Below are 12,196 nucleotides of genomic sequence, written 5' to 3' on the forward strand. Positions count from 1 at the left end.
TTGCATGTTGATGACAGGAGCTTTCACCCTGAACCCTGTAACCCCGGATGGCCGTTACTTCGTTGTCAAAGGCCAACTATGGCGCTGTTCCAACCCTGCACTCAATGAGGATGAACGCCAACGCCTGGTGAAAGACCTGATGGCCGCACGCCGTTCAGTCAAGACAGCCAAAGCGTCGGGTGATCCTGATGAGATGACGGCGGCGAGATCAGCCGTTCAGGCAGCTAAAGTCGCTCTGGGGGAACGTGGGCCGGTGTGGTGGAAGGATGGTGAACCGGACTTCAACAGGCACAAGGTCGTCAACACACCCTACGCGGAGTGGTATCGGGAACTGGGCGCCCCTGACGCTTAGATGTTGAGACGGATTATTTGTCGTATGGGCATCGAATTCTGAGTAGCCCCCCTCCGAAAGAAAATAGGTAGCAGGACTGAGAGCAGAAAACCACTGGATAAGACAACACTGGCCGAGACCGAAGGCTCCGTAACAGAATCGAGATGCCTCAGGATAGTCTGAAGTCGTCATGTGCTTCGGGCTGACTTCGGCCACCGCCGATTTCGAAGGAGTATCGAGTGGATTTACGAACTTTGCTATTAAGCGGCGACTATCAGTATGAAGGCGACGCGCCAGCTGCGGAATCTTCCATCGTGGCCCTGGTCGCCGCAACTCCCGTTCCTTTGCCGTCTGAGTACGTGGAGTTGCTTCGTCTGAGCGACGGCGGCGAAGCACACATGACGGGACATCCAGGTTATGTCCGTATTTGGTCGGCGTTGAAGGCGATCGAGAACAACCGTGATTACGAGGTCGAAAAGTGGCTGCCAGGATTTATCGGGTTTGGCGATAACGGTGGCCCGGAGATGGTCGGGTTCGATACGCGCTCAGGACCACCCTTCCGTGTGTGCTCGGTAATGTTTGCTCCGATGGAGTGGGAAGGCGCCATGGGTGACGTACCCAATTTCGGTGTATTTATTCGGCAGTTGCTAAAGCAGGGACAATCCGCAGATCCCGATTCTGCGGATGGACCGGCCGATGTTGTCGCAGATGACGTGAAATCTGCTGATTAGAGCTGATGACTTACTGCACCCACGCTGCACCCATGAGGCGATTGGTGCGGTGATTGATTTGACTGTAGGCCACTAAGAATATGGTGTCCCAGGGCAGGTTCGAACTGCCAACCTTCCCCTTAGGAGGGGGATGCTCTATCCAATTGAGCTACTGAGACACAGAGGCCAGCACACAGAATGGTGCCAGCGAGGACGGCGTGCATGTTAACGACACATGACCATTTTGTCATGTCGTCTTTGGCTTACACGCATGTGGTCCATATCCGTTTAATTTGCCCGAAATCTGCACGGTCATGCATTTTGCAACGTTCCACATGGCCATCATTGCAAAACGCATGCAAAACCCCTCTCGCAGACATTTTAAGCTGTTGATTTATAAGGACTTTAATAGCCATCAAAGTTGGCATGCAGACTGCACTATTACTAACGGTAGAGACCCTTCCTAAAGAAAGTTCCATCGGAGGTAAATGAAAATGAACATCGCCCTTTCAGTGTTGAACGCTGCAGCGCTGGTTGCACTGGTGGCATTTCATTTTCAGGACGATGGTAAAGCAGAGCAAACCGCGCTGCAGACTCAGCCGCACCACCTGCTGCGCCAGGCACCGCAGCTGGCAGTCATGACTGATCGCAGCAACAAGCCTCAGGCCGTGACTCTGGCCAATGACGGCGATACACAGGCTTCCAGCTCTTCCAATCTGAGAGCCGAGCCTCGCTGGGTTTTCTGACGTCTCCTACGCCTCCGTGACGCAACGAAATAACCAAAAAGAGAACCGCCATGTCCAAGTCTGCTTTGTCGTTCATCATCCTCGCCTTGTTGGCTGTAGCTGTTGACTATCAGTTGCCTGCAACGGCTGAAGGGCTGAGTAGCGCGGCGAAGATTTCTGCCGGTGTGTTTTCGGTCCTGTTCGTCGTGGCGCTGATCCTCGGTCGCCGTTTCAAATTCGACCCTGTGCTTCGTTAACTGCAACTCCCTCTCCAGCAGATCCTTCATCTGCGACCCAGCTAAGCGTCAAGCACGGGACTGGCGGGCTACCGTCACGTCTGTCGGCCAGCATTCGTATTCCGCTAACAACCTTCTACGCTGACAAATAGCCATCACAGCTGTCTGCCCCTTCGAAATTGGCATAAATTCGAACCTTACAGATGGGCGGATGTTTTAGGTCTTTGCTAATTCGCTCGCAATTCTGATAATTGGTGCTGGCTAATCGCCTTTATCTGAGTCAATATTTGTCACAGAATTGACGCCAAGGATATGGCAGATTGGGGCATGATGCTGGCCTCTTGAGAACACGGTTGAACATTTCGCCAAAAGGGCTGTCACAGATTGACATCCATGCGGCGACTTGCAAGAACCGCTCCCCCTGAACTAACCGGTTAAATATATGAGCCCTATGAAACAGGCTACTTATTCCAGCCGCACGGCTGACAAGTTCGTCGTACGTCTACCAGACGGCATGCGTAATCGTGTGCAAGAGGTAGCTAAAAACCACCATCGCAGCATGAACTCAGAGATCATTGCTCGCCTCGAACAAAGCTTGATTCAGGAAGGTGCTCTGGGCGACGAGCCTAGCCTGCGCCTCGACAGTCCTGAGCTGTCCCTGCATGAACGTGAATTGCTGCAACGCTTTCGTCAATTGTCCCACCGTCAGCAGAACGCATTGGTGTCACTGATTGCACACGACACTGAGCTGGCTGCAGACAACGAAGACTGATCGCAAGATCGAGTTTTCAAGCCAGCGTAATAGCTGGCTTTTTTTATTCGCGGATTTTTATTTGTTAGTTATTTGTAGTACCACCTTGTAAGACATATCCGCGAATCATAAAAAAACCGCCTCAAAGGGCGGTTTTTTTATGCAGGCAAAACAACTAAAGGAGGAAGATAGTGGCCAGGCCCAGAAAGATGAAGAAGCCACCACTGTCAGTTACCGCCGTGATCATGACGCTTGCGCCCATCGCCGGATCTCGGCCGAATTTGGACAGCGCCATTGGAATCGTGACCCCCATCAGGGCTGCCAGCAGCAGATTGAGCGTCATGGCCGCCGTCATCACGACACCTAGCGACCAGCTGCCATAGAGCAGATACGCCACGACACCAATCACCCCACCCCACACCAGACCGTTGATAAGCCCCACCGCCAGCTCTTTGCGCAGTAGCCGCTTGGTATTACCGGTATTGACCTGGTCAAGCGCCATGGCGCGCACAATCATCGTAATGGTCTGATTGCCCGAGTTACCGCCAATCCCGGCCACAATCGGCATCAAGGCTGCCAGCGCTACCAGCTTCTCGATAGAACCTTCGAACAAGCCAATCACACGCGAAGCCAGGAATGCAGTGATCAGGTTGATTGCCAGCCACGCCCAACGGTTATGCAGTGAGCGCCAGACGGAAGCAAAGATATCTTCCTCTTCACGCAAACCCGCCATGTTGAGGACTTCGGTTTCGCTCTCTTCACGAATGAGGTCAACCATTTCGTCGATGGTCAGACGGCCAATCAGCTTGCCGTTCTTGTCCACCACCGGCGAGGAGATAAGGTCGTAACGTTCAAACGCCTGAGCGGCCTCGTAGGCATCGCCATCCGGGTGAAAACTCACCGGATCGTTGGCCATGACCTCCGACACCTGCTTCTCGGGGTCATTGACCAGCAGACGCTTGATCGGCAGCACGCCTTTGAGCACGCCGTCGTAATCGACCACGAATAACTTGTCAGTGTGCCCTGGCAACTCTTTCAGGCGACGCAGGTAGCGCAGAACGACTTCAAGGCTCACATCCTCACGGATCGTGACCATCTCGAAGTCCATCAGCGCGCCGACTTGCTCTTCATCGTAGGACAGCGCAGAACGGACACGCTCACGCTGCTGAGTATCCAGAGCCTCCATCAGCTCATGAACGACATCGCGAGGCAGCTCGGGGGCAATGTCGGCCAGTTCGTCGGCGTCCATTTCCTTGGCGGCAGCCAGAAGCTCGTGATCGTCCATGTCGGCGATCAGCGTTTCCCGAACAGAGTCGGATACTTCCAGGAGGATGTCGCCATCGCGTTCCGCCTTGACCAACTGCCAGACCGTCAGACGATCTTCGAGAGGCAATGCTTCCAGGATATAAGCGACGTCGGCAGAGTGAAGGTCTTCGAGTTTGCGTTGCAGCTCGACGAGGTTCTGCCGGTGAACAAGATTTTCTACACGGTCTTGATTCTGACCTTCCTGACGATGGGTCAGGTCTTCAACAATACGCTGGCGCTGCAGAAGCTCGATAACCTGAGCCAGACGATCCTGCAAACTATCCTGCGTTTTTTTTACTTCGATTTCGGACATAGGCGAACTCCACTCCCAGCAGCGGAGCACGCCGGGAGATCAATCAATTAATGCATGATTGCTTAAAGAAAATGTTGAGTAACTACTGGGTAAGTCCATGGAGGTATTCCACAAGCCCCGGCGGGGCTGACGGGCGCAATCATACACCGCTTGGCCACATCGCACGCTACAAAATTCTGGCCAGAACAAGCGCTTGCAACACAAAGTTCATAATCTGCGCGGTAATAGACCTTCGACGACACATCCCGTGAAGAAAACACCTGCCTAGGCGAAATGACCTTGACTAGTCTTTTGCGACACCCGTCACGGAAGACTCCAAAATGCAGCACAAGCCTGCTTTTCTTTTAGGGTTCGCCCTGCTCTGCTCATCCACCTTGCTTCAAGCGTCCAGCGTTCTACGCTGCGAAGACGCCACCGGCAATATCACCTTCACCACCCTCGGTTGCCCGAGCGGACAGGATATGCAGCGGCAAGAGGCTTATAACCCGCCGCCCGGCTCGGTTACGCCTTTGCTTCCCGGCGCGCTTGAACAGACGGAGAGACCTGGGCGCAAGTCAGCACAATCCACTCAAGCGAAACCAGCTCAATCCAGTGAAGTAGTCATCGTGGGGCAGCGTGACGACGGGTGCGGCAATCGCCTGAGCCCCGAGCAACGTCGACGCGCGCTCATCAATCAGCAAACGCCACCCGGCATGACGCGCAAGGATGTTGAAAGCTTACTGGGCAGGCCGGACAAGATCGTGAGCAGGAATGGCGAGACACGCTATGTGTATCAAGAGAAGAAAGGCCGCAGTAGCCAGGTCACATTCGACGAGCATGACTGCGTAAAAGGCAAACGCTAGAAAGCAAAAAGCCCGTATCAAACGATACGGGCTTTTTGGTGTTTGGTGCACTCGACAGGATTCGAACCTGTGACCGCTCGGTTCGTAGCCGAGTACTCTATCCAGCTGAGCTACGAGTGCATTAGCGCTTGATAAACCAGATCACCGCTGGTTGAAGCAAGTTATCCGCATTACTGCAAACAACCTTTAAATGGTGCACTCGACAGGATTCGAACCTGTGACCGCTCGGTTCGTAGCCGAGTACTCTATCCAGCTGAGCTACGAGTGCATTTGTTGCCGCGCATTATAGGCCGTCGAATCTTTTGGTCAAGAACTTTTTTCTAGTAAATTCAACAACTTACCGATTAAAGCCAGATACAACGTACTACGCAAATAATGGCGGAGAACGGGGGATTCGAACCCCCGACACCCTTGTGAGGTGTACTCCCTTAGCAGGGGAGCGCCTTCGGCCACTCGGCCAGCTCTCCGCAACACGGGGCGTATAATAACCACCCTTTTCCCCGTTTGCAAACCAAAAATTCAATAAAAATTAATGGCTTGGTTCTTCGTCCTTCTCTTTCTTGATGCGCAGGTAAATCTCTTCACGGTGGACAGCGACTTCCTTGGGTGCGTTAACACCGATGCGCACTTGGTTACCTTTGACGCCGAGCACGGTCACGGTGATTTCTCCATCACCAATGATCAGGCTTTCTGCGCACCGACGAGTCAGAATCAGCATACCTTTCTCCTCACGCATTACATTCAGGAACAACAGTCTGCAAACCGAAGGCGACACCCGCGACAATAGCGCGGCTGTAACCAGAGTATCGACCGACGAAAGCAAAAGAACAGTTTTCGCCCGGCAATAACGCAAAGGGCGCAGTCAGTCCGCGCCCCTTGTCGATACATCACTCGCCCTGTCGAGGCGCATCCAGCTCAAACGCGGTGTGCAGCGCACGCACCGCCAGCTCCAGGTACTTCTCTTCGATCACTACCGAAACCTTGATTTCCGAGGTCGAGATCATCTGGATGTTGATGCTTTCCTTGGCCAGCGATTCGAACATGCGACTGGCCACACCTGCGTGAGAACGCATGCCGACGCCGACAATCGAGACCTTGGCAATTTTGGTATCGCCAATCACTTCACGGGCATTGATTTCACGCGCGGTGTTTTCCAGTACCTGCGAGGCAGCCTGGTAGTCATTGCGGTGGACCGTGAAGGTGAAATCGGTGGTGTTATCGTGCGCAACGTTCTGCACGATCATGTCGACTTCGATATTCGCGGCACTGATCGGCCCGAGAATTTTGAACGCCACACCCGGGGTGTCTGGCACGCCACGGATGGTCAGCTTGGCCTCATCGCGATTGAAGGCGATGCCGGAAATGATCGGCTGTTCCATGGATTCCTCTTCATCAATGGTAATGAGGGTACCTGGACCCTCCTTGAAGCTGTGCAATACGCGCAGCGGGACGTTGTACTTGCCGGCAAACTCGACCGCGCGGATCTGCAATACCTTGGAACCGAGGCTGGCCATTTCCAGCATCTCTTCGAAGGTAATTTTGTCCAGACGCTGAGCCTGGGAGACCACGCGTGGATCTGTGGTGTAAACACCATCGACATCAGTGTAGATCTGGCACTCATCGGCTTTCAGCGCTGCAGCCAACGCCACGCCGGTGGTGTCAGAACCACCACGACCCAGGGTCGTGATGTTGCCGTTCTCGTCCACGCCCTGGAAACCAGCGACCACCACTACACGGCCAGCCTTCAGGTCGGCACGAATTTTCTGATCATCGATCTGCAGAATACGCGCCTTGTTATGCGCGCTGTCCGTCAGGATGCGGACCTGATTACCGGTGTACGACACTGCTGGCACGCCACGCTTCATCAGCGCCATGGCCAACAGAGCGATCGTCACCTGCTCACCCGTGGAAACGATCACATCCAGCTCACGAGGAACCGGCTGATCGCTGATCTGCCTGGCAAGATCGATCAGGCGATTGGTTTCACCACTCATGGCAGAAAGCACAACCACAAGGTCGTCGCCCTGCTCACGGAATTTCTTGACCTTGTCGGCAACCTGCTCGATACGCTCCACAGAGCCCACCGAGGTGCCTCCAAATTTCTGTACGATCAAAGCCATCTCAAAGCCGCCTCTGCCCGATTAAGGGCGCCCATTAAACGTTAAATCCAAGCGCCGGGCCTGCCGCCTCAAAGGCAGGAGGCCCGGAAGGTCGACTTAAATACCCTGCTCGACGAAAGGCACGGTCAATGCCAGCGCTGCATCCAGCGCACCTGCATCTACACCACCACCTTGCGCCATGTCAGGACGACCGCCGCCTTTACCACCCACGGCCGCAGCGGCCTGTTTCATCAAATCACCGGCTTTGAGTTGGCCAGTCAGGTCCTTGGTTACGCCTGCAACCAGTACGACCTTGTCTTCATGCACACTGCCGAGCAGGATCACTGCGCGACCGAGTTTGTTCTTCAACTGATCGACAAGCGCCAACAGCGCTTTGCCATCCAGACCGTCCAGGCGCACGGCCAGCACTTTCACGCCTTTGACATCCAGTGCCGAGGACGACAGATCGTCGCCCGCTGCGCTGGCCGCCTTGGCCTGCAATTGCTCCAGTTGTTTTTCCAGCAGACGGTTGCGCTCAAGCACAGCCGTCAGCTTGTCCAACAGGTTCTCGCGGTTGCCTTTGACCAGCGTCGCGGCTTCCTTGAGTTGATCTTCTGCCGCATTGAGGTAGCCCAGTGCAGCGGCGCCGGTGACTGCCTCAATGCGTCGAACGCCAGCGGCCACGCCGCCTTCGCTGACAATCTTGAATACTGCGATGTCGCCAGTGCGCTTGGCATGGATACCGCCGCACAGCTCGACGGAAAAATCGCCGCCCATGCTCAGCACGCGCACGCTGTCGCCGTACTTCTCGCCGAACAGCGCCATGGCGCCACGCGCCTTCGCTGTTTCAATGTCGGTTTCGACCGTCTCGACCGCGGTGTTCTTGCGGATTTCGTCGTTGACGATGTCTTCCAGCGCTTTCAACTGCTCAGGCTTGATGGATTCGAAATGGCTGAAGTCGAAGCGCAGGCGCTGACTATCGACCAACGAGCCCTTTTGCTGAACGTGCTCGCCCAGTACCTTGCGCAAGGCTGCGTGCAACAAGTGAGTCGCGGAGTGGTTCAACGCCGTGGCGTTACGCACCTCGGCATCGACTTCGGTGTTGACCGAAGCGCCCACCGTCAGTGTGCCGGAAGCCACAACGCCGTGATGCAGGAACGCGCCACCGGTTTTGGTGGTGTCACGGACATCGAAGCGTACTTCACCCGCACTGAGGTAACCGGCATCACCAATCTGGCCACCCGACTCGGCATAGAACGGCGTGGTATCAAGGACTACAACGCCCTCTTCGCCTTCGTTCAACTGCTCGACTTTCTGGCCGTCTTTATAGAGCGCGACGATTTTCGCTTCGCCACGGGTCGCCTTGTAGCCGGTGAACTCGGTTGCCACGTCGACTTTGACCAGACTGTTGTAGTCCATGCCGAACGAACTGGCAGAGCGGGCGCGAACTCGCTGTGCATCCATCTCGCGTTCGAAACCTTCCTCATCGAGGGTCAGGTTACGCTCGCGGGCGATGTCGCCGGTCAGGTCCATGGGGAAACCGTAGGTGTCGTAGAGTTTGAACACCACGTCACCAGGCACGACATTGCCCTTGAGTTCAGCCAGATCCTGTTCAAGAATCTTCAGGCCTTGCTCCAAGGTCTTGGCGAACTGCTCCTCTTCAGCCTTGAGCACGCGCTCGATCAGCGACTGCTGTTGAACCAGCTCAGGGAAAGCGGTGCCCATCTCGGCAACCAGCGCCGCGACGATCTTGTAGAAGAAGCTGCCCTTGGCGCCCAGCTTGTTACCGTGACGGCAGGCGCGACGAATGATGCGGCGCAGCACATAACCGCGCCCTTCATTGGAAGGCAATACACCATCAGCAATCAGGAAGCCGCAAGAACGGATGTGGTCAGCCACGACTTTCAACGAAGCCTGACTGTCGTTGCTGCAACCGATCGCTTGGGCCGAAGCCGCCAGCAGGCTCTGGAACAGGTCAATTTCGTAGTTGGAATTTACGTGCTGCAGAACGGCACTGACGCGCTCCAGGCCCATGCCGGTATCGACCGACGGCGCTGGCAACGGGTGCAGCACGCCGTCAGCGGTACGGTTGAACTGCATGAAAACGTTGTTCCAGATTTCGATGTAACGGTCGCCGTCTTCTTCCGGCGAGCCCGGTGGGCCGCCCCAGATTTCAGGGCCGTGATCGAAGAAGATCTCGGTGCAAGGACCGCACGGGCCTGTATCACCCATGGTCCAGAAGTTGTCGGACGCGTACGGAGCGCCTTTGTTGTCACCGATCCGGACCATACGCTCAGCAGGTACGCCAATGTCTTTGGTCCAGATATCGTAAGCCTCGTCATCGCTGGCGTAGACCGTTACCCAGAGTTTGTCCTTGGGCAGGTTCAGCCATTTTTCCGAGGTCAGGAAGGTCCAGGCATAGGTGATCGCATCACGTTTGAAGTAATCACCGAAGCTGAAGTTACCCAGCATTTCGAAGAATGTGTGGTGACGCGCGGTGTAGCCGACGTTTTCCAGGTCATTGTGTTTGCCACCGGCGCGCACACATTTCTGGCTGGTCACTGCACGGGTATAGGCTCGCTTTTCCTGGCCCAGGAAGCAATCCTTGAACTGGTTCATGCCTGCGTTGGTAAACAGCAGGGTCGGGTCGTTGCCCGGAATCAAGGAACTGGAGGCTACACGGGTGTGGCCTTGCTCTTCGAAAAAGCCAAGGAAGGCTTCACGGATTTCTGCGCTTTTCATAGGTTCTTCCACGGAGACTGCGGCCAGAGGCAAGTGCAAAACGTCATATGACGTAGCGACGGCAAAGGGCCGCATTATATAGGCGTTGCGTCAACGGTACAGTCTGTTTGTACGATAGAAACAAGCTACTGGACTATCGGCGCTTCAAGTGCGGGAAAAGTCAGCAAATGCTGTGATTACGGTCTCGAGTTGCTGACGGGAAACATCCAGGTGAGTAATCATCCGCAAACGCGGCGCAGCGCTGAGGGTAATACCGCGCTCGGCACAGAACGTTTTTAGTGCCTGGGCGCGATCACCGATCTGCACATAAACCATATTGGTCTGCACCGGTTCAACCGAGTAACCCAGCTCCGCCAGTGCAGAACCCAGAAAGGCTGCGTTGGCGTGATCATCAGCCAGACGCTGCACCTGATGTTCAAGCGCATACAAGCCCGCTGCCGCCAGCATACCGGCCTGGCGCATGCCGCCACCGACCATTTTGCGCAAGCGTCGGGCCTTGTCGATGAACGCCTGAGAGCCGCACAGCACCGAACCAATCGGCGCGCCCAGCCCTTTGGACAGGCAGACCGACACCGAATCAAAGTGCTGAGTTATTTCCCGCGCATCTACTCCCAGCTTCACGGCGGCGTTATACAACCGGGCGCCATCCAGATGCAGCGCCAGGCCATGCTCTTGAGTGAATGCACGGGCGGCCGTCAGATAGCTCAACGGCAGCACCTTGCCCTGCATGGTGTTTTCCAGGGCCAGCAGACGGGTGCGGGCAAAATGGAAATCGTCCGGCTTGATGGTTTGCAGTACCTGATCGAGGTCCAGCGAACCGTCTGCCTGGTTTTCCAGCGGCTGCGGCTGAATGGAGCCGAGGACCGCTGCACCGCCGCCTTCATATTTATAAGTGTGAGCCTGCTGACCGACGATGTATTCGTCGCCACGCTCACAGTGGGCCATCAAACCCAACAGGTTGCTCATCGTGCCGGTCGGCACAAACAGCGCAGCCGGGAACCCGAGTCGGTCCGCCAACCAGCCTTCAAGACGATTGACCGTCGGATCTTCACCGTAGACATCGTCACCCAGCGGTGCCTGCGCCATGGCGGCACGCATGCCAGAGGTGGGCTGAGTCACTGTGTCGCTGCGCAAGTCGATAACCGTCACGATAAAGCTCCCTGGATAAAGACGAACCTCAGTTGTGAGGTTACGGGTAGGAATAATCAAGGCGCTGGCGTTGAATTCCAAGACCTTCTTATAAGAAAAAGTCAGGATGACTGTAAGAATGCGTCCAAGCACATTCAGTAAAACTGTGATAAAAAATGCCCGCCGCGGAAATATTTCAGTGGCAACGTTCTCAGGGCGGGGTGCAATTCCCCACCGGCGGTAATGACGCGCAATGCGTCTAGCCCGCGAGCGCCTGCAAACGCAGGGTCAGCAGACCTGGTGAGATTCCGGGGCCGACGGTCATAGTCCGGATGAAGAGAGAACGGGATTGGCACCACCGCAACGCATCGCGCATCGTCACGAACGGATTTCGTTCACCTGACTGCCGGGCTTAGCCTGACCTTCCCATTCGATCCAAAGTGCCCTGTTTTTTTATAGACAGGAGACAGAACAGATGCAACCCACCGCAATCGACAGCAAAAGCAAAAACCACGCAAACGAGCGTATCGCTTTTATCCAGGCCTGCTGGCACAAGGATATTGTCGATCAGAGCAAAATCGGCTTCATCGCTGAAATGGCTAACCACGGCTACACCGAAGCAGACATCGATTTCTTCGAAGTCGGCGGTGCTTTTGAAATCCCTCTGCATGCCAAACTGCTGGCCAACAGCGGCCGTTATGCTGGCATCGTCGGCGCAGCCCTGGTTGTCGATGGCGGAATCTATCGCCACGAGTTCGTCGCCCAATCGGTAGTCAGCGCGCTGATGCAAGTGCAGTTGGAAACAGAAGTGCCGGTGTTCTCGGTGGTGCTGACGCCTCACCACTTCCACGCTGGCGAAGAACACCTGAAGTTCTTCTTCGAACACTTCCTGCACAAAGGCCAGGAAGCGGCAAAAACCTGCGCGGACACCGTTGCAAAAGTACGTGCGATTCGTCGTAGCGAAGGCCAGAAGAAAGTCGGCTAACTGCGATCGGCGACAAACCCTGTGGGAGC

12 protein-coding genes, 4 tRNA genes and 1 riboswitch are annotated in these 12,196 nt (G+C 55.4%); of the genes, 7 read left to right on the forward strand and 9 right to left on the reverse strand.

Annotation, left to right across the window (positions count from 1 at the left end):
* Window positions 1-28 precede the first annotated feature (28 nt).
* On the forward strand, window positions 29-352 hold the full coding sequence (locus tag H8S59_RS22635; protein WP_187522875.1) for a hypothetical protein: 324 nt from the start codon (window positions 29-31) through the stop codon (window positions 350-352).
* Window positions 353-570: 218 nt separating this feature from the next.
* Entirely contained in the window at window positions 571-1,062 is a 492-nt protein-coding gene (locus H8S59_RS22640; protein ID WP_095094584.1) for an SMI1/KNR4 family protein, read from the forward strand.
* A gap of 81 nt (window positions 1,063-1,143) precedes the next feature.
* Here H8S59_RS22640 and H8S59_RS22645 read toward each other — a convergent pair.
* A tRNA-Arg gene (locus H8S59_RS22645) sits at window positions 1,144-1,220 on the reverse strand.
* A 315-nt stretch (window positions 1,221-1,535) separates the two neighbouring features.
* Between H8S59_RS22645 and H8S59_RS22650 the strand changes: the two genes are divergently transcribed.
* The 3 genes from H8S59_RS22650 (at window position 1,536) to H8S59_RS22660 (ending at window position 2,774) form a co-directional block, all read left to right on the forward strand.
* Window positions 1,536-1,787 carry a hypothetical protein gene (locus H8S59_RS22650; RefSeq protein ID WP_187522871.1) on the forward strand — a complete coding sequence of 84 codons (252 nt, stop codon included), beginning with the start codon at window positions 1,536-1,538 and terminating at the stop codon, window positions 1,785-1,787.
* A 50-nt stretch (window positions 1,788-1,837) separates the two neighbouring features.
* Window positions 1,838-2,023 carry a PA3371 family protein gene (locus H8S59_RS22655; protein ID WP_095094586.1) on the forward strand — a complete coding sequence of 62 codons (186 nt, stop codon included), beginning with the start codon at window positions 1,838-1,840 and terminating at the stop codon, window positions 2,021-2,023.
* Window positions 2,024-2,444: 421 nt separating this feature from the next.
* A complete protein-coding gene (locus H8S59_RS22660) occupies window positions 2,445-2,774 on the forward strand; it encodes an Arc family DNA-binding protein (protein ID WP_027900088.1) in 330 nt (109 codons plus the stop codon).
* Window positions 2,775-2,928: 154 nt separating this feature from the next.
* Here H8S59_RS22660 and mgtE read toward each other — a convergent pair whose 3' ends face one another.
* Window positions 2,929-4,371 carry a magnesium transporter gene (mgtE, locus tag H8S59_RS22665; RefSeq protein WP_095094588.1) on the reverse strand — a complete coding sequence of 481 codons (1,443 nt, stop codon included), beginning with the start codon at window positions 4,369-4,371 and terminating at the stop codon, window positions 2,929-2,931.
* Between the two features lie 320 nt (window positions 4,372-4,691).
* On the opposite strand from mgtE, the gene bamE reads away from it, so the two are divergent.
* The gene (bamE, locus tag H8S59_RS22670) at window positions 4,692-5,213 is read left to right on the forward strand and encodes an outer membrane protein assembly factor BamE domain-containing protein (protein ID WP_187522872.1); all 522 of its coding nucleotides are present in this window, start codon (window positions 4,692-4,694) and stop codon (window positions 5,211-5,213) included.
* Window positions 5,214-5,256: 43 nt separating this feature from the next.
* Here bamE and H8S59_RS22675 read toward each other — a convergent pair.
* From H8S59_RS22675 to ltaE, 7 genes are all read right to left on the reverse strand, one after another.
* Window positions 5,257-5,333: transfer RNA gene (locus tag H8S59_RS22675), tRNA-Arg, on the reverse strand.
* 71 nt (window positions 5,334-5,404) lie between these two features.
* Window positions 5,405-5,481, reverse strand: a tRNA-Arg gene (locus H8S59_RS22680).
* 108 nt (window positions 5,482-5,589) lie between these two features.
* A tRNA-Ser gene (locus H8S59_RS22685) sits at window positions 5,590-5,680 on the reverse strand.
* A gap of 62 nt (window positions 5,681-5,742) precedes the next feature.
* The gene (gene csrA, locus H8S59_RS22690; protein ID WP_002554426.1) at window positions 5,743-5,931 is read right to left on the reverse strand and encodes a carbon storage regulator CsrA; all 189 of its coding nucleotides are present in this window, start codon (window positions 5,929-5,931) and stop codon (window positions 5,743-5,745) included.
* Between the two features lie 169 nt (window positions 5,932-6,100).
* Window positions 6,101-7,333, reverse strand: a complete 1,233-nt coding sequence (locus tag H8S59_RS22695) for an aspartate kinase (protein WP_087273066.1) — start codon at window positions 7,331-7,333, stop codon at window positions 6,101-6,103.
* A gap of 96 nt (window positions 7,334-7,429) precedes the next feature.
* Window positions 7,430-10,054, reverse strand: coding sequence for an alanine--tRNA ligase (gene alaS / locus H8S59_RS22700; RefSeq protein WP_187522873.1), 2,625 nt, complete (start codon window positions 10,052-10,054; stop codon window positions 7,430-7,432).
* 144 nt (window positions 10,055-10,198) lie between these two features.
* A complete protein-coding gene (gene ltaE, locus H8S59_RS22705; protein ID WP_187522874.1) occupies window positions 10,199-11,203 on the reverse strand; it encodes a low-specificity L-threonine aldolase in 1,005 nt (334 codons plus the stop codon).
* Between the two features lie 182 nt (window positions 11,204-11,385).
* Window positions 11,386-11,531, forward strand: a riboswitch (FMN riboswitch).
* 126 nt (window positions 11,532-11,657) lie between these two features.
* Here ltaE and H8S59_RS22710 point away from each other — a divergent pair.
* Window positions 11,658-12,167 (forward strand): 6,7-dimethyl-8-ribityllumazine synthase, encoded by a 510-nt coding sequence (locus H8S59_RS22710; RefSeq protein ID WP_095094594.1) that lies wholly within the window; start codon window positions 11,658-11,660, stop codon window positions 12,165-12,167.
* Window positions 12,168-12,196: the final 29 nt, after the last annotated feature.

The organism is Pseudomonas folii (assembly GCF_014357575.1).
Classification (GTDB): domain Bacteria; phylum Pseudomonadota; class Gammaproteobacteria; order Pseudomonadales; family Pseudomonadaceae; genus Aquipseudomonas; species Aquipseudomonas folii.

What these genes read in the sequence shown, in the direction of transcription:
- H8S59_RS22650 (WP_187522871.1), top strand. Translation starts at nt 1,536, where the DNA reads ATGAACATCGCCCTTTCAGTGTTGAACGCTGCAGCGCTGGTTGCACTG.
- H8S59_RS22655 (WP_095094586.1), top strand. Translation starts at nt 1,838, where the DNA reads ATGTCCAAGTCTGCTTTGTCGTTCATCATCCTCGCCTTGTTGGCTGTA.
- H8S59_RS22660 (WP_027900088.1), top strand. Translation starts at nt 2,445, where the DNA reads ATGAGCCCTATGAAACAGGCTACTTATTCCAGCCGCACGGCTGACAAG.
- mgtE (WP_095094588.1), bottom strand. Translation starts at nt 4,371, where the DNA reads ATGTCCGAAATCGAAGTAAAAAAAACGCAGGATAGTTTGCAGGATCGT.
- bamE (WP_187522872.1), top strand. Translation starts at nt 4,692, where the DNA reads ATGCAGCACAAGCCTGCTTTTCTTTTAGGGTTCGCCCTGCTCTGCTCA.
- csrA (WP_002554426.1), bottom strand. Translation starts at nt 5,931, where the DNA reads ATGCTGATTCTGACTCGTCGGTGCGCAGAAAGCCTGATCATTGGTGAT.
- H8S59_RS22695 (WP_087273066.1), bottom strand. Translation starts at nt 7,333, where the DNA reads ATGGCTTTGATCGTACAGAAATTTGGAGGCACCTCGGTGGGCTCTGTG.
- alaS (WP_187522873.1), bottom strand. Translation starts at nt 10,054, where the DNA reads ATGAAAAGCGCAGAAATCCGTGAAGCCTTCCTTGGCTTTTTCGAAGAG.
- H8S59_RS22710 (WP_095094594.1), top strand. Translation starts at nt 11,658, where the DNA reads ATGCAACCCACCGCAATCGACAGCAAAAGCAAAAACCACGCAAACGAG.